The sequence below is a fragment of the Plantactinospora sp. DSM 117369 genome (assembly GCF_053764795.1).
Genome location: NZ_CM132446.1, coordinates 6,302,255 through 6,319,052 on the forward strand (window position 1 = coordinate 6,302,255; position 16,798 = coordinate 6,319,052).

Annotated in this window: 10 protein-coding genes; 5 read left to right on the top strand and 5 right to left on the bottom strand. The window is 71.7% G+C overall.

What is annotated here, in order from left to right:
• Window positions 1-60: 60 nt before the first annotated feature.
• Window positions 61-2,019 (top strand): fibronectin type III domain-containing protein, encoded by a 1,959-nt coding sequence (locus tag ACSMXO_RS26930; RefSeq protein WP_455414313.1) that lies wholly within the window; start codon window positions 61-63, stop codon window positions 2,017-2,019.
• Window positions 2,020-2,062: 43 nt separating this feature from the next.
• Here the strand turns inward: ACSMXO_RS26930 and ACSMXO_RS26935 are convergent, their stop codons facing one another.
• Entirely contained in the window at window positions 2,063-3,448 is a 1,386-nt protein-coding gene (locus ACSMXO_RS26935) for a GntR family transcriptional regulator (RefSeq protein ID WP_346261829.1), read from the bottom strand.
• A 172-nt stretch (window positions 3,449-3,620) separates the two neighbouring features.
• On the opposite strand from ACSMXO_RS26935, the gene ACSMXO_RS26940 reads away from it, so the two are divergent.
• Window positions 3,621-6,335, top strand: a complete 2,715-nt coding sequence (locus ACSMXO_RS26940) for a M14 family zinc carboxypeptidase (protein ID WP_455414314.1) — start codon at window positions 3,621-3,623, stop codon at window positions 6,333-6,335.
• Window positions 6,336-6,484: 149 nt separating this feature from the next.
• On the opposite strand, the gene ACSMXO_RS26945 is transcribed toward ACSMXO_RS26940, so the two are convergent.
• Complete coding sequence (locus ACSMXO_RS26945) at window positions 6,485-7,426, bottom strand: aldo/keto reductase (RefSeq protein ID WP_455414315.1); 942 nt, start codon at window positions 7,424-7,426, stop codon at window positions 6,485-6,487.
• Window positions 7,427-7,472: 46 nt separating this feature from the next.
• Between ACSMXO_RS26945 and pdxR the strand changes: the two genes are divergently transcribed.
• The gene (gene pdxR / locus ACSMXO_RS26950; RefSeq protein ID WP_455414316.1) at window positions 7,473-8,918 is read left to right on the top strand and encodes a MocR-like pyridoxine biosynthesis transcription factor PdxR; all 1,446 of its coding nucleotides are present in this window, start codon (window positions 7,473-7,475) and stop codon (window positions 8,916-8,918) included.
• Between the two features lie 119 nt (window positions 8,919-9,037).
• Window positions 9,038-9,589 (top strand): dihydrofolate reductase family protein, encoded by a 552-nt coding sequence (locus ACSMXO_RS26955; protein ID WP_346261833.1) that lies wholly within the window; start codon window positions 9,038-9,040, stop codon window positions 9,587-9,589.
• A 92-nt stretch (window positions 9,590-9,681) separates the two neighbouring features.
• Here the strand turns inward: ACSMXO_RS26955 and ACSMXO_RS26960 are convergent, their stop codons facing one another.
• Entirely contained in the window at window positions 9,682-11,853 is a 2,172-nt protein-coding gene (locus ACSMXO_RS26960; protein ID WP_455414317.1) for an amylo-alpha-1,6-glucosidase, read from the bottom strand.
• A gap of 229 nt (window positions 11,854-12,082) precedes the next feature.
• Here ACSMXO_RS26960 and ACSMXO_RS26965 point away from each other — a divergent pair, with 229 nt between their 5' ends.
• Window positions 12,083-13,087: a hypothetical protein gene (locus ACSMXO_RS26965; RefSeq protein WP_455414318.1), complete on the top strand. Its 1,005-nt coding sequence runs from the start codon at window positions 12,083-12,085 to the stop codon at window positions 13,085-13,087.
• A 92-nt stretch (window positions 13,088-13,179) separates the two neighbouring features.
• Here the strand turns inward: ACSMXO_RS26965 and ACSMXO_RS26970 are convergent, their stop codons facing one another.
• Entirely contained in the window at window positions 13,180-16,023 is a 2,844-nt protein-coding gene (locus ACSMXO_RS26970; RefSeq protein WP_455414319.1) for an immune inhibitor A domain-containing protein, read from the bottom strand.
• 303 nt (window positions 16,024-16,326) lie between these two features.
• On the bottom strand, window positions 16,327-16,512 hold the full coding sequence (locus ACSMXO_RS26975; protein WP_455414320.1) for a hypothetical protein: 186 nt from the start codon (window positions 16,510-16,512) through the stop codon (window positions 16,327-16,329).
• Window positions 16,513-16,798: the final 286 nt, after the last annotated feature.

A 16,798-nucleotide genomic window follows, 5' to 3' on the forward strand; every position in this document is an offset into this window, starting at 1 on the left:
GGCAGCAGCGCGACGCCGGGCCGGCGGACGACCGTCGGATGCTGGCCACGGAGGAACGCGATGCCACGGCGATCCGGAACCCCGCGCTGGGCACTCTGCGCCGTCGTACTGGCGCTGGTGCTGCCGGTGCGGCCCGCCACCGCCGCCCCGGCCGCGCCCGGACTCCCGGGCGGTCGCGACGCCCGACCGCCGACCGCGCCGGCCGGGCTCACCGCGTCCGGGGTGACCGGCACCGGGGTCACCCTGAGCTGGCGCCCGTCCACCGACAACGTGGCGGTGGTGGCCTACGACCTCTACGCCGGGCGGACCCTGGTCCGGTCGGTCCCCGGCACGACCGCGACCGTCGCCGACCTGGTGCCGGGGACAACCTACGCGTTCGTGGTGACCGCCCGGGACGCGGCCGGCAACGTCTCGCCGGCCAGCAACCGGGCGACGGCGACCATCGGCCGGCCCCGGGCGGCCGACTTCGCGGTCTTCGGCTTCAGCCAGTCCGACGTGCACGAGGAGGATCCGCAGGTCTACGAACTGGTCCCCGACGTCACCATCCGGGCCATCGGGAAGTGGTCCACCAGCGGCGACGAGGCGGCCGACTACAACTTCGACCAGATCCGGCGCTACCACGCCAAGGGCATCACCTTCATGGGCAGCGGGACGGCCAGCGTCATCTTCCCGCACGACTTCGCCAGCACCGAGATCTTCGACGACATGTCGACCCGGGACGCCGACAACAATCCGGTGCCGCACGACGAGTTCGGTTTCCCCGATCCGGCCCGCCGGGGCAACATGTTCAACCCGAGGTACCGGAAGTACCTGCTCGACTGGGCCAAGATCCAGATCGACGGCGGGGTGGACGGGATCAACCTCGACGAGGTGAACGCCGGGTTCAGCGGTGGACAGAAGTACGGCTTCAACGGCAACGAGGGCTTCGACGACCACGCCATCGCCGACTTCAACCGGTACCTGCTGGCGAAGTACCCGGCCTTCACCCCCGCCGACTGGAAGTCCCGGTTCGGCATGACCGACGACAACCTCGTCCGCGCCGACGTACCCGCCGACGACCTGACCGGCAACTTCAACTACCGCGACTACCTGCGGGCCAACGGCTGGAACCTCGACCCGCTCACCGCCGCCAACCCGATGGCCGCCGAGTGGGGGCGGGTGACCGCCAACCGGATGTACGCCGACGACCTGTCGTTCACCGTCAGCTACCTGCGGCGGTACTGGAAGGAGATGGTGGACGAGCTGCGGGCGTACGCCCGGGACACCGCGCACCGCCAACTCCTGGTCAGCTCGAACGGGCTGCTGCCGTACGTCGACTTCAACAGTGTCGGGATGTACCCGTGGAACCCCGACGAGCAGACCCCCGACTTCCGGGGCGCCGACTACGTGCCGGTGGTCGACGGGCACCTCGACGGCGCCACGTCGTTGCAGGCCAACTACCGCTATCTCAAGGAGCGCAACCGCGAGATCGCCGGTGACGTGCCGGTGGCGGTCTTCATCGACTGGCCCAACGACATGATGACCGACTACCAGAACCTGCCGCTTTCGGAGAAGCGGGACTACTGGCAGATCTTCGGCGCCGAGGCGTACGCCAACGGGCTCTTTCCGGCCTTCCACCTCAAGGACACGGTCGGTGGCCCAACGGCCGAGCAGTCCGGGATGCTGGGCTTCTTCCAGACGTACACCAGGTTCTACCACCAGCACCGGGCGCTCTACCGCGACAACGAGCACGGTCCGCAGGGCGTACGGGTCGGGGTGGGTAACGTCGCGGCGAGCCTGCTGGTGCAGCGGGGCAGCGGGACGCGGACACTGCACCTGGTCAACCACAACTACGACCGAGGGATCATCCCGCAGACCAGCGTCGACGTGCGGGTGGAGCTGCCGTCCTGCCCCCGGCGGATCGAGCTGGTCTCGCCCGACTTCGCGGGGTCGCGGGTGCCGGCCTGGTCCTGCCGGCAGGGCCGCCTGTCGGTCACGGTCGACCGGCTCGACTACTACGACGTGCTGGTACTACGCTGACGCCGCCCGACGGCGGTGCGGACCGGACCCGGCTGCCGGCCGGTCAGCTACGGTGCGCCTCGCCGAGGGTACGGGCGATGTGCGCGTGCCGGTCGTGCTGCAGGGTGGTGGCGATCCGCACGTGCGCCCTGCCGTCGCCGCACGCGACGAACGGGGCACCGGAGGCGACGCCGATGCCGTCGGCGGCCAGCGACCGGATCGCGGTGGCGGCGTTGCGGACCTGCACCCAGACGGAGAGCCCGGCCACGCCGGTGGGTGCCAGCCCGTGCTCGTGCAGGGCCCGGACCATCCGCTGCCGGCGCTGCCGGTAGCAGCCCCCGGCCAGCCGGATCGCCGCCTGGGTCTGCGGGTCGGCGAGCATCTGCGCCAGGGCGCGCTGGGTCAGCACCGACGGCCAACTGCCGGTCGCCTTCTGCCGGGCACGTACCCGGGACACGACCCGCCGGATCCCGGCCAGCGCGCCGACCCGCAGGTGCGGCCCGTGCGACTTGTTCCAGCTCCGCACCAGGAGGGTCTGCTCCGGCAGGTACTCGCCGAGCGAGACGTCCGGGGTCGGGGCGAGTTCGTGCGCGGTGTCCTGCTCGACGATCACGATGTCCCGGCCGGCGAGCATCGGCGCCAGCGCCTGGGCGCGGCGCCGGGACAGTGCGTGGCCGTGCGGGCTGGCCATCCGGGACTGGAACAGCAGCATCCTGGGCTGGGCGGTCAGGGCCAGTTCGATCGCCTCCGGCAGCGGTCCCTCCTCGTCGCAGACCACCGGGGTCGCCTGGGCCCGGTGGTCCTCGACGATGTCCAGCAGCGACGCGGCGGCGACCTCCTCGACGACCACCCGGTCGTGCGGACGCAGCAGCACGTCGGCGACCCGGTGCACGGCGTCGTGCGCACCGCTGGTGACGGTGAAGTCCTCGGCCTCGAACGGCCAGCTCGGGTGCAGGACGGCGGCCAGGTGCGGGTCCACGGTGTCGTCCGGATAGCTGCGCCAGCGGGTGCCGAGCACCGCCTCCGCCATCGGACCGGCCAGGTCCGGCAGCAGCGCCGGGTCGGGAAAGGCGGTGGAGAGGTCCAGCCCGACCCGGGCCGGGGCCGGGAGGCTGGCGTAGCGGCGACCGGCCAGCCGGCCCGGGCCGCCCACGAAGCTGCCGTGCCGCCGGTCGGAGTGGATCAGCCCGCGTTGCCGCAGTTGGGCCCAGGCCGAGGCGATCGTCGTCGGACCGACGTGCAGTGCGGCGGCCAGGGCACGCACGGTGGGCAGGTGCAGCCCCTGGCCGAGTGCGCCGGAATAGATCAGGTGGCCGAGCCGGTCGGCGATCCCCCGGGCCGACCGGTCGGTGAGCAGCAATGCGAGGGCGCTGGCGTGCAGCCGGTCCGACTGGCGCCCGGGCACCGCGTCGGCGTCCCTGAGCTGGTCGGTGATCCGTGGCTGCGGCACCCCAGCGATCATGGCTCTTGATACATCGCCGTCCATGCCAGGGGCAACCGGGTTGAGGCATTCTTGAGCTTTCGCCGAGCGGCCCGAAGACCGAACAAACGCGAACAGCGACCCCACTGTGGATCTTCACGCCCGCCGCTAGCGTTCAGGCACGGTCGATCTACGACGACTGATGTCGAGTCGAAAGGCCCCCGCGATGCTCAAGACCCGCCCCCCGTTGTTATACGCCGCCTGTGTCGGCCTGGTGGCCCTGGTCGGATCCACCGCCGTCGCACCCACCGCCACCGCCGGCCCCGGCCTCGCCGAAACCGCCGTCACCGCCCGGGCCGCAGCCATCCCCACCCCGGAACAGCACTTCGGCTTCACAATGGGCGCCGAAGGAAAACTGGCCGGCTATCCCGACGTACTCCGCTACCTGAAGCTGGTCGCGGAACGCTCCGACCGGGTCGACTACGAGACCATCGGCCGCACCACGATGGGCAACGAATACGCGACCGTGCTGATCAGCGCGCCGAAGAACCTGCGCCGGCTGGACCGCCTGGTCGAAATCAACCAGAAGCTCTCGGACCCGCGCAGCACCAGCCCGGAGCAGGCCCGCCGGCTCGCCGAGGAGGGAGTGCCGTTCTACCACCTGGAGGCGACGATCCACTCCAGCGAGGTGGGCAACGGACAGGCGATCAACGACATCGTGCACCGGCTCGCCACCGAGGACTCGGACTTCACCAGGAACGTCCTGAACAACTCGGTCATCGTGCTGGTGCCGTCGCAGAACCCGGACGGCCAGCACCTGATCATCGACCACTTCGACAAGACCGCCGGCACGAACTACCGGCGGACCTACCCGGACCTTTACCACAAGTACACCGGGCACGACGACAACCGCGACTGGACGATGTTCACCCAGATCGAGGCGCAGTACCGGCTGGCGCTGGAGAAGAAGTACCGGCCGGCGATCGTGCACATCATGCACCAGAAGGGCAACACCGGCAGCCGGATCTTCGTACCGCCGTACGGCGGGATCACCAGCGAGAACGTGCCGGCGAACATGAGCTCCTCGGTCTCGGCGATCGGCCAGCACGCCGCCCGGGCGCTCGCCGCCGCCGGCAAGACCGGGGTCGGCAGCCTCGACTACCACATCTTCTGGACCCTGGAGCAGCCGGTCGGGTTCTTCCCGTTCACCGGCTCCGGCGTCTACCTGACCGAGATCGCCTCGGTGACCGACTACGCGTACCCGCAGGTGTCGCCGGACGGTCGCCCGCTCGGCCCGCAGCAGGCCCGGATGAGCCTGATCGAGCCGTACCGCTCCGACACCTGGACGCTGGCGGACATCGTCGACTACGCGAAGATCGCCACCTACGCCGGGATGGAGTACACCGCGGACAACGGCCGGGACCTGCTCTACGACAACCTGTACGCGGTGCCGCACGAGTACATGACCAAGGGCGTACCCGCCGGCAGCTACGCGTTCGTGGTGAACGCCGACCAGCGTGACCCGTACGCCACCTTCGAGATGCTCCAGCGGCTGGAGTGGACGCAGGTGGAGATCGACCGGGCCAGCTCGGAGTTCGTCGCCGACGGGAAGCGCTACGGCGCCGGCTCCTACGTGATCAAGATGCGGCAGCCGCGCGGCAACTGGGCGCACCAGGTGCTCGGCACCGACAGGTACCCCGAGGTGCGCGACTGCGCCGAGTGCCCGGTGCTGCTGCCGTACGCGGAGGCGACCACCAGCCTGCCGCTGCAACTCGGGGTCGACGTCGCGGAGATCCGCGCGCCGTTCCAGGCCAGCCTGGAGCGGGTCACCTCGGTCACGCTGCCCCAGGTGACGATGCCGCCCGCTCCGGGTGACAAGGGCGCCTACCTGGTCCGCCCCGAGTCGTACGGGACGATCCAGATCGTCTCGGCGTTGCAGGACGCCAACATCCCGACGTTCCGCGCGGCGAAGGGCTTCAGCGCGCAGGGCGGCAGCTATCCGGCCGGTACCTACGTCGTGCCGGCCACCCCGCAGGCCCGCAACGTGCTGGCGACCGCGTCGGCCAGGGTCGGCCTCCAGGTCACCGCGGTCGCCCGGGCGCCGCGCGTCGCCGGGGTGCAGCTCAAGCCGCAGACCCGGGTCGGCCTGTTCCGGGGCATCGGCAACATGCCGGGCGGCTGGGACATGTGGCAGTTCGACCAGTACGGCATCAACTACGACGTGGTCGCCGCGCAGGACTTCCAACGGAAGTCGCTGAACGAGCTGTACGACACGATCGTCCTGTCGCACGGCATCTCCAAGGACGACATCGTCGAGGGCCTGGACCCGAAGGAGTACGCCGAGGAGTACTCCTGGGCCTACGGGGTCGGCGACCAGGGGTGGCGAAAGCTGGCGCAGTTCGTCCGCAACGGCGGCACGCTGCTGGCGATCGGCAGCTCGGTGGCGACGGTGCAGGAGTTGCTGAACCTGCCGATCAAGCCGGCCCTGCCCGACGACGAGGACCAGTTCGTCACCGGCGGCAGCCTGCTGCACCAGGAGTTCGACCCGGCCAACCCGGTGGCCTGGGGCATGCCGGACTCCTGGCCGGTCTGGCTCTACGACACCCAGGCGTGGGAGCTGACCGGCGCGGGCGGGACGGTGGTGTCGCACTACCCGGCCGAGGGTGAGGTGCTGGCCAGCGGATACCTGCGCGGCGCCGAACACATCCGGGGTGCGGTCAACACCGCGTCCTTCACCGTCGGCAAGGGGCAGGCGGTGACGTACGGCAGCGAGATCACCTTCCGTACCCTGCCCCGGGCGCAGTTCAACCTGCTGTACAACGCGATCTACCACGGCCCGGCGGCCGAGGTGGACGCGACCGGGCTCCAGCAGCTCCGCACCCGGTTCGGGCCGGACGGCGCGCTCGCCGCACGGTAACGCGGCCGGTACGACACCGGGTCCGGGTGGTTCCCGTCGAGGTGGCCGCCCGGACCCGCGCCGGTTCCCCCGGTGCCGCGCGCCTGCGCCCGCCCCCGATCCGCCGGGTCAGGCCACCGGGTCAGGCGGCTCTGGTCAGGCCGCCGCGGTCAGGCCGCCGCGTCGAGCCGGGCCCGCTGCTCGGCGGTGAGCACCAGCGCCACCCCGGCCAGCGCCTCCCGCAACTGCGCGACCGTACTCACCCCGACGACCGGGGTGGCGGCGGGACTGCCACCGGCCAGCCAGGCGAGCACCACGTGGTTGCGGGTGGTACCGGTCTCCGCGGCGATCTCGTCCAGTACCGCGAGCCGCCGCTCGGTGCCCGGGTGCGCGTACTCCTCCGGCAGCGGCTTGTCCGTTCGGGTGTACTGGCCGCTGAGCAGCGGCGTGTACGCCCACAGCGACATCTCGGGGTGGCACTCCAGATAGTCGACCACCTCGTCGCTGACCGCACCGAACCGGTGCACCACAGTGGGCCGGGTCCCGGGGCGGGGCCGAAGGTAGCTGAGCTGCTGCTGCACCGCCGTGAAGCCGGTCATCCCGTGCGTCCGGGCGAACTGCCGGGCCCGCTCCACCTGCCAGATCGCGTAGTTCGAGCAGCCGAGCGCGCCGACCGTACCGGCGGAGACCAGTTCGTCGAAGGCGGCGACCGTCTCCGCCAGCGGTGTGCGGCGGTCCTCCATGTGTGCCCAGTACAGGTCGACGTGGTCCACGCCGAGCCGGCGGAGGCTGCCCTCGATCCCGTTCTTGATCGCCGATGCGGACAGGCCCTCGGCGGTCTCCGGAAACCGGCCGGCCACGGTCGGTTCGCAGCCCACCTTGGTGCTGATCCTGATCCGGTCACGGACACCGGGACGTCGCGCCAGCCAGCGCCCGAGCAGTTCCTCGCTCTGCCCGCCGAACCCGCTGGGATCGGCCCAGAAGGCGTAGCAGTTCGCCGTGTCGATCCAGGTGCCGCCGGCCTCGACGAAGTGGTCCAGCAGTTCGAAGGAGCGTCGCTCGTCCTGGACGGTGCCGAAGAGCATGGCACCGAGCGCGATGGGGTAGGTCATGGCTGGAACGGTAGGCGCGATCGGACGGGCGGTACGCTCCAATCTCGTGGCGGATTCCCAGACCAATTCGGCGTGGGCGACGCTGCTGGACATCGAGCCCCGGGACCGTGCCCGGCGTCCACTGCACGACCGGCTGACCCGCGCGCTGCGGGCCGCGATCCGGGACGGTCGGCTCGGGACCGGCGCCGCCGTGCCGCCCAGCCGGGCACTCGCCGAGGAACTCGACTGCTCGCGGTGGGTGGTGACCGAGGCCTACGCGCAACTGGTCGCCGAGGGATACCTCGCGGCCCGGGTCGGCTCCGCCACCCGGGTCTCGTGGTCGCCGGAGACCTCGCCGGCACGCCGCAGCGCGCTGCCCCGGCCGGCGCCGCCACCGGTCCGCTACGACCTGGCGCCCGGGCTTCCCGACCTGCGGGCCTTCCCCCGCCGACGCTGGACCGAGGCGGTACACGCGGTCACCGGCTCGGCCGCGCGGTACGACCTCGGCCCACCCGACCCGGCCGGCCACCCGGCGTTGCGCCGCACGCTCGCGGAGTACCTCCGGCGGTCCCGCGGGGCCGACGCGCACCCCGGGTCGGTACTGGTCTGCGCCGGGATCACCGACGGGCTGTTCCGGATCTGCCGGGCGCTGCGGGCGGAGGGGATCGCCGAGGTGGCGGTGGAGGAGCCCGGGTGGGGCCGGCTCCGGGACGCGGTGGCAAGCGCCGGCCTGCGGATCCGCCCGGTCCCGGTGGACCGGGACGGGTTACGCGTGGCCGAGCTGGCCCGGGCGGTCGGGGTCCGGGCCGTGGTGGTCGGCGCGGCACACCAGTTCCCGACCGGGGCGATGCTCAGCCCCGACCGCAGGGCCGAGCTGGTGCGCTGGGCGCGGGCGGTCGACGGGTACGTCGTCGAGGACGACTACGACGCCGAGTTCCGGTACGACCGCCGGCCGATCGCGGTGATGCAGGGTCTGGATCCGCGCCGGGTCTTCCTGGTCGGCTCGGTCAGCAAGACCTTGTCGCCCGCCCTGGGCCTGGGCTGGACGGCCGCGCCGCCGGCCCTGCTGCCGGCGCTGCGGGCGGCGAACGCCGTCGCGGCACCCCCGCCGGTACTGGACCAGCTCGCCCTGGCCACCTTCATCGACCGGGGCTGGTACGACACGCACCTGCGCGCCGCCCGGCGCCGGTTCCGGACTCGGCGCGACGTGCTCGTGCGCGAACTCGCCGCCCGGGTGCCGGACGGCCGGGTGGCCGGCACCGCCGCCGGCCTGCACATCCTGTTGCACCTGCCGGCCGGCACCGACACCGGGGCGGTGCTCGCCGGCGCGGCGGCGGCCGGGCTGCGGCTGGCGGACCTCGACGCCTACCGGGCGCAGCGGTCCGGTCCGCCGGCACTGGTCCTCGGATACGGCAACATCACCGACGTCGAGATCCCGCCGGCGGTCGCGCTGCTCCGGGCGGCGCTGGACGCGCCGCAGCCGGCCCGCCGACCCTCTCCGCCGCCGGCTTGAGCCGCCGGCACAGCGGTCGGGTCGCCGAGCGCGGGTCCGGTAAGGCCACCTGAAGCGAATGGTAAGGGCGCCCCGGCAGGGTTCTGGTCGACAGCGACGACACCACAGGAGGCACCCCGATGCGCAAGATCATCAGTTCGACCTACATCACCCTCGACGGCGTCATCGACAACCCGGTATGGACGGCGCCGTACTTCGACGAGGAGGCCGGTGCGGTCGCGGCCAGCCAGACCGCGGCCGCCGACGCGCTGCTGATGGGGCGGCACACCTACGACGGATTCGCCGCCACCTGGCCGAAGATGGACGAGAGCGACCCGAGGACCGGTGCGGCGTACTTCAACAGCGTCAAGAAGTACGTCGCCTCGACCACCCTGACCGACCCGGAGTGGAACAACACCGAGGTGCTCCAGGGCGACCTGGTCGAGGCCGTCACCCGGCTCAAGGCCCAGGACGGCGGGGACATCCTGATGTACGGCTACGGCACCGTCACGCACACCCTGCTCAAGGCCGGCCTGCTCGACGAGGTCCGGTTCTGGATCCACCCGGTCTTCCAGGGCGGCCCGACGTTCAGCTCGGCGCTGTCCGACGTGACGACGACGCTGGAACTGGCCGACACCCGGGTCATGAAGAGCGGTGTGGTCATCGCCACCTACCGGCCGGCGACCGCCTGAGCCACGGTGGGCCCGGTCCCCGCCCGGGTCCACCTCCGCCCGGCCACAGCCGCGCCGCACCCGGGTGGCTGACGAACCGGTCACCGCCCGGGTCAGGCCACCAGCCGCAGATGGCCCCGCCGGCGGTTCACCTCGATCTCCCAACACTGGCCGAAGCCCTGCACCCGGCTGAGCTGGATCCGTCCGAACCGCTCGGGGACGTCCGGGTCCAGGACGAACCGCCCGTCCCGAGCCTCCAGGCCGAACATGGTCCGCAGGAACAGCAGCGGTGCGGCGCTGGCCCAGGCCTGCGGGTTGCAGGCGGTCGGGTACGGCACCGGAACCCGGCCGAACGAGCGGTCGTAGCCGGAGAACGCCTCCGGCAGCCGGTTGTCGGAGTACCGGGCCGCCTCCATCATCGCCTCGATGATCCGGTTCGCCTCCGCCCGGAAGCCGTACCGGGCCAGCCCGTGGGCGATCAGCGAGTTGTCGTGCGGCCAGACGGTGCCGAGGTGGTAGCCGATCGGGTTGTAGCCGCGGTCGCCGGTCGAGAGCGTACGCACGCCCCAGCCGGAGAAGAGTTGGTCGGACATGAGCTGCTGGGCCAGGATCGCGGCCCGCTCCGCCGGCACGATGCCGCTCCACAGCAGGTGACCCAGGTTGGAGGTCATCGCGTCGATGGGCTGTTTGTCCCCGTCCAGGCCGAGGGCGTAGTAGCCGCCCCGGTCGTCGAGCCAGAAGTCCCGGTTGAACCGGTCGGCCAGCTCGGCGGCCTCGGCACGCAGCCGCCGGGCCAGCTCCGGGTCCGCGTACGGGCCGTCGGCGAGTTCGGCCATCCGCAGCTTCGCGTCGTAGGTGTAGCCCTGGATCTCGCAGGTCGCGATCGGCAGCACCGGAATCGTCCCGTCGGCGGACTGCACCCCGTTCCAGGAGTCCCGCCAGCACTGGTTGCCCAGCCCCTGGCTGGACCGGGTGGCGTACTCGACGTAGCCGTCGCCGTCGGAGTCGCCGTACTCGTCGATCCAGCGCAGCGCCGCGTACGCGTTGTCCCGTACGTCGTGCAGGAGCTGGTCGTCCCCGGTCCAGCGCCAGTACTCGGAGAGCAGCACCAGCCAGAGCTGGGTGGTGTCGGAGGCACCGAAGTACGGGTTGTGCGGCTTGACGCCGAGCCGGGTCAGCTCACCGCTGCGGTACTCGTGCAACATCTTGCCCGGCTCCCGGTCGGTGAAGTCGTCGAGGTCCGTGGCCTGGTGCGCGGCGAGGGTCAGCAGGGTGCCCCGGGCGAGTTCCGGCCCGCCGATCATCGCCTGGTACGCCGTGATCAGCGAGTCCCGCCCGAACACGGTGAGGAACCAGGGCAGCCCGGCGGCGGTGATGACCACCCGCTGCCCGGAGACCTCCTTCTCGACCCGCATCGACACCAGGTCGGCCACGGACTGGTGGTAGACGTCGCAGACCAGGTCGGAGTCGGCGTGCACGTCGGGTCGGCTGGCCCGCCACCGGTTGGTCGAGTCGCTGGCGTCGCCGACCTCGAACACCTCGCCGAACTCGCGGCGGGTCGGCACCACGTCGATGTTGACGTACCGCAGCGGCACGTGCAGCTCGACCTGCCAGCTCTCCCCCGGGTGCAGGTCCAGGTCCCAGACCAGGTCGTCGCCCTCGACCCGGCTCGCGGGCGGGATCGCCAGGACCTGGGTGCGGGTCGTGAACCCCTCGTTGTCGTACTCGAAGCAGAGCTGGGAGCCGTCGGCCTCGTGCTCCCGGACGATCTGTCCGGACCGGTCCCGGAGCTGCTCCTTGATCTCGAACAGGTCGGCGAAGTCGACGTCGACCGCGAGCCGCAGCTCGATCGGCACCCGCTCGTCGGCGAAGCACTGCACCGCGATCCGCTCGAACATGCCCTCACCGACGAACCGCTGCCGGCGGATCCCGATCCGGTTGGCGGGCAACTCGGGCAGCTCCGCGTTGGCCAGGAAGAAGGCCGCCGAGAACGGGTCGACCGAGCTGGACCCGAGCAGCAGCGGTCGGACGCCGCCCAGTAGGAGCTGCCAGCGGCTCAGGAAGCGGGTGTCCTCGTGGACCAGCCCGCCGATCGAGCCGGCCGGCACGTCTCCGAGCGCGTCGGAGAGCATGAACGACAACCCGTCGAGTACGCCGACCGCGTCCGGGCCCAGCTCGGGCGGCAGGTCACGATCCGTCCCGCTCGGAGACGTGCCGCCAGGCACCGGCTCGGGGCTCGGGTCGGCGGGAGTCGGCCGCCGTCGACCGGTCGTCGTCACGCGCACCTCCGAGAGGGGAGCGGATTGCGTGCATATAGCCCGTAATGCTACCTGGTGGCAGCCCGGTGGCCTGGCTAAACGCCAGGATGCGGCCGGCGCAGCCCCGCTCCCGACCGGGCGGCCACCGCACCGGTCCGGTCGCCGACGGCCTCCAGTTCGCCTCCAGTCTCCGTTCAATCGATCTTGTGAAGCTGGCGGCGCCGGAGCAGCGTTCCGGAACGGATGGTGCGCACAGATGCCTGACCCGCGAGAGCCTGAGACCGGCCAGCCGCACGACCTGCACCGCGACTGGCCCACGGACGACCCGGACGCCCGCTACGACTGGGCCGCCGTCGAGCCGGGCGGCGAGTACCTGGTCTCCGGCCACCGGGGCAGCGCACGTTACCTGGGCTTCTCGCTCACCGCCGGGCGGGCCGGCGCGCACCCGCCGATCCGGGTGGTCGCCAACCTGACCCACCGCGACCTGCCGATCGGGCCGGACGGCACGTTCCGGCTCCACCTCGGCGGCAGACCGCGTACCGAGGACGCCTGGTTGCCGCTGGAGCCTGGCACCTCGGCGTTGCGCATCCGCCAGTTCTTCTCCGACTGGGAGACCGAGCAGCCGGCCCGGTTCCGGGTGGAGCGGCTGGACCTGCCCGGCCCGCCGGAGCCGGTCGGGATCGAGCCGGTACGGCCCGACCTCGGCGTGACCGGATCCTTCGACCGCTCCGCCGCCCTCCTGCCGGGGTACGTGGCGAACCGCAGCGCACCAAACATGTTCGCCGAGCCGGCCAGGACGGTGCCCAGGGCGGACGGTCTGCTGGACGACGTCGCCGCCCCCGGCCGGCTGGTTCTGGACGCCGACCAGGCCGCCGTGATCGAGCTGCCCGGGGCGGAGTGCGAGTACTGGGGGATCCGGTTGGACGGCCACTGGTACGGGTCCCTCGACCACGCCCACCGGCAGACCAGCCTCAACGGCCACCAGGCGATCGCCGACCCCGACGGCGTCGTCCGGGTCGTCGTCTCGGCCACCGATCCCGGCGTGCTCAACTGGCTGGACTCGGCGGGGCATCGGGAACTGGCGATCGCGGCGCGCTGGCAGCTCGTCCGCCCACCGGCGCCGGCCCCGACCGTGCGGATCGTCCCGGCCGCCCGGATCGGCCGGTACCTGCCGCCGGACACCCCGCGGATCACCCCCGCCGAGCGGCGGACCCGGCTGCACCACCGGGCGGTCGCGGTACGCCGGCGGTTCGGCAGGTAGCGGCGGCAGACTGGCCGGAACCGGACGGGGCCGCCGCCAGCGGGGTGCTGGCGACGGCCCCGGAAACGCTGTCGAACCTCTCCGGTACCGGGCTACGGCGCCGCCGTGGGCGGCACCACCTGCACGACCGCCCACTGGTTGCGGTGGCCGGGCTGGAGCAGGTCGAACCGGACACCGAAGTTCAACCCGACCTCGCCCGGGTTACCGGTGCCGGTCAGGACTCCGCCCCCCAGGTCGATGCCGTACTGGCTGCGCGCCGGCTTGCCGTTCTTGTCCACGGTCCGCACCGAGTACGGCGCGTTGCCCTTCGAGGGCAGCACGACCGACGCGTCGGCGTCGCGGAAGAACAGCGGGCTTTCGGCGTCGAGGTCCGGCCGGTACTCGATGCCCGGGTACCAGCCCTTGCTGTCGGTGAACGACCTGACCCCGGGCTGCGCCTTGAACTTGGTGCAGTACGCGCTGAACGGCTCGCTCGGCGCCTCGTAACACTCGGTGAACGGGTACGTCTTGCCGAACCCGAACGCCGCATTCGACGACTGCGGCCGCGAGGGCAGGTTGTCCAGCCCCGACGGGTCCTTCGCCGCCGCCGTGCCCTGCCGGCGGTACGGGTCGAAGTGCGAGTCCACGATCAGCAGACCGCCCTTGGAACCGACGCTCGGCGGGTCGTAGAGGTTGTTCAGGACCAGGTTGAGGTCGCCGTAGCTGGTGTCCCGGTACCAGACGAGCATGCCCGGGGCGTTGTACGGCACCCGGTCCACCTTCCAGGCACCGTCCCGGCTGTAGTTCGTCTGGTACGCGTACTTCAGGCCCTCGTCGAAGCCGTCGTGGTTACGCCACTCGGCGAGGTAGTAGTGCGCGAAGGAGAACTCGCCGGGCGAGATGGCCCAGCCGGCCCCGGTGGTGGTGGTGAAGCTGCCGACGGTCGCGGTCCAGCCGTTGGCACCGCTCTCCACGTCGTCCGACCAGACGGCGGCGCCGTCCGCGGTGACCGAGAAGTCGTCGGTGAACCAGCCGGTGTCCTCGAACCCGGCGTCGGTGGCGTACCGCAGCCGCAGTTGCACGGTCTGGCCCGCGAAGCCGGTCAGGCTGACGTAGTCGTGCCGCCACTGCCCGCCGGTGCTGCCGGTCAGCCCGTATTTCTTGTCGCCGTAGTCGTGCATCCGGCCGTTCGGATCGGCGTAGCCGTCGTCGGTGGAGACGAGGTTGCCGGCGGAGTCGAAGACCTTCTGCTCGGCCCAGGTGCTGCCACCGTCGGTGGAGACCTCGACGAAACCGTAGTCCCAGTCCGCCTCGATGGAGTAGTTGTTCCAGAGCCAGAACCGCACGTCGCCACCGGCCGGCACCTGGAGGGTGCGGGTCAGCCGTACGTCGGCCCAGGACTGGTCGTTGCTGGTCCACCACTGGCCCGCCCCGCTGTGCGGGGTGGAGAGGGTGATCTGCTTGGCCGGCAGGTTCACCCGGACCCCGTCCTCGGTGCCGACCGGGGTACGCGAGGTCTGCCCGAGCTTGACCCGGGCCGGGTCGTCGCCGGGGTTCAGGATCACCGGGTCGGCCCAGCCGAGCACGAACTTGTCCCAGAGCCCCATGTGGGTGGGGATGCCCTGGAAGATCGGGCCGGTGTGCGAGCCGGACGACATCAGATCCCAGAAGTCGACGTCCGAGTCGCCGCCGGAGCCGATGTCGTACAGGTCCGGCAGGCCGAGGTCGTGGCCGTACTCGTGGGCGAAGACGCCGACGCCGGAGTCCTCGGGCTGGACGATGTAGTTGCTGATCATCTTGTCGGTACCCGGGATGGTGTGCCCGGGCACGATGGCGGACGAGTGCGCCCAGATCGCGTACGGGCCCTCGGCGCCACCGCCGCCGGACTTGTCCTCACCCGCGTGCACCAGCACCAGGTGGTCGACGACCCCGTCCGGCTCGTTGAAGTTGCCGTCGCCGTCGGCGTCCGCGGTGTCCTCGATGTCGTAGTCGGCCCACGGGAAGTCCGGGTTCTGCGCGGCCAGCACGTTGACCGCGTCGACGCCGAGCGCGCCGGGCCCGGCCGGGTTGTCCGGGTGCCCGTTCATGTCCTGGCTGGCCCCGGCCACCCATTCGCCGTCGACCTGCGTGCAGGTGTCGGCGCCGTACCACGCCTCGGAGTGCGGCACGGTCACCCAGGGGGTCGCCTGGCCGTCCACCGTGTACGCGCCCTTGGACATCTCCAGGTACATGTTGCGCATCGTGTAGCCGCGCAGGTCGATGCCGCGCCGGCCGTCCGGGCCGCGCAGGTCGGTGCGGACCCGCTCGGTGATGCCCTCGCGGCTGTAGAGCATCTTGTTGTAGAACTCGGTGGAGAAGTCCGGCACCCACATCGAGTTGTTGTCCGGGTGCGACGCCTTCGCCGGGTTCGGGATGTTGTTGTGCAGCGGCCCGTTCTGGACGTTGCCGGGCACGCACTCCCGCTCGTTCTCCGGCGTGGTCGCGTCGTCGAACGTCGCGCGTGGCACCATCACGCCGGTGAAGTCGTCGTCGGCGTCGGGGTTGAACTCGACCAGGATGGTCAGCAGCTTCGCGACCTGCGTCTCGTCGGCCTGCTTGTAGCGGATGTGCCGGGGGTTCTTGCCGGTCCGGATCGCCTCCGCCTCGGTCTTGGCCAGGCCCCGGGCCGCCACCGGGTTGCCCTCGACGAACTTGCGGCCGAACGCGGTGACCGGATCGGGCCGCTCCTGCTTGACCTTGCGCTTGCCGCCCTGGACCGCCACCTCGGGGCCGTCGCTGGGCCGCTCGACCTTCGGGTCGACGTAGTTGATGTAGTAGTCCCGCTCGGTCGGCGTGAACCGGGCCGCCCGGTCAGCGGTCGCCGGCCCGGCACCGCTGATCGCCACCCCGGCCGCCGCGACCAGCAGCACGGGTACCGATGCCGCGAGCAGGCGCCGTCGCCCGGCTGCCCATCTCATCCCCCCGCTGACTGTCAGTCGTTGCACGTCCCTCCCCTTCCGCGCTTCCCTGAGCGAAGCAATCACCCCGCGCATCCGCTCGGACACGCGAGCAACGACAGGGACGCTATGCGACAGCACGGCCACGGACAACCACCGTTGTCTTTTCGGCATCACACAACCGTCCAACCGGGCAGTCCGCGCTTGTCCGTCCATCACGTACGTTCCCGGCGAGCAGCCGTGACGCCCCGCACCGGCACCGAGCGGGGTGCCCGACACCTCCGCCCCGGCGCGCAGCGGCCCGGACCGCGCCGAGTCCGGCCGCTACCCGGACCGCTTCGCCGGCTGCCTCGACCGGGCCGGCCCGGACCGTCCTGATCGGCGCAGCAGCCAACCGGCCGGCTGCTGGCGGACCTGGTCGATGGAGGTCAGCGCGGCACCGATCACGGCCGCGTCCGGGCCGAGCAGGGCGGGTCGGACGGTCACCGGTGCCCAGTCCGTGGTCAGCACCCGCTGGTCGATCTCGGCCCGGGCGTTGGCGGTGAGCCAGGACGCCAGCAGCGAGAAGCTGCCGCCGACTGGTGCGGGCGTACCCGGGCGGGCCGCGCCGCACCGGCTACGGCGACGGGCCGGCCGCGACGGCCCAGAGGCGGTTCGGTGGCGTCGGGGTGCCGGATCTACAGTGGCGCCCTCCCGGCCAGGCCCGCAAAGACCGGGGCGTCACTGAACCTTTTTCAACCTGGACCGCGCGGCGCTCACGCACCGCGTCCGACCTTGCGGTCGGCCGGACCGCAAG